The following is a 208-nucleotide window of genomic DNA, read 5'->3' as shown; positions in this document are numbered from 1 at the left end:
ACCTCACCCTTATCAGGGGTGCGCTCTAACCAACTGAGCTACAGACCCAAACAGTCGTTGCTCGTTCGATCAGGTAATTCATTGTGGACACTTGCCGGGCGCGATGACGGGTCGTTTAAGGAGGTGATCCAGCCGCAGGTTCCCCTACGGCTACCTTGTTACGACTTCACCCCAGTCATGAACCACACCGTGGTGATCGCTCTCCCGA

General features: G+C 55.8%; 1 rRNA gene. It reads right to left on the bottom strand.

Annotated features, from left to right (window positions below):
- Positions 1–116: 116 nt before the first annotated feature.
- Positions 117–208: ribosomal RNA gene (locus HALO32_RS04205) — 16S ribosomal RNA — on the bottom strand; the annotation flags it as partial.

It is taken from the genome of Halomonas lysinitropha (genome assembly GCF_902500215.1).
GTDB classification, from domain to species: Bacteria; Pseudomonadota; Gammaproteobacteria; order Pseudomonadales; family Halomonadaceae; genus Halomonas; species Halomonas lysinitropha.
This window is presented reverse-complemented; position numbering and strand designations above follow the sequence as displayed.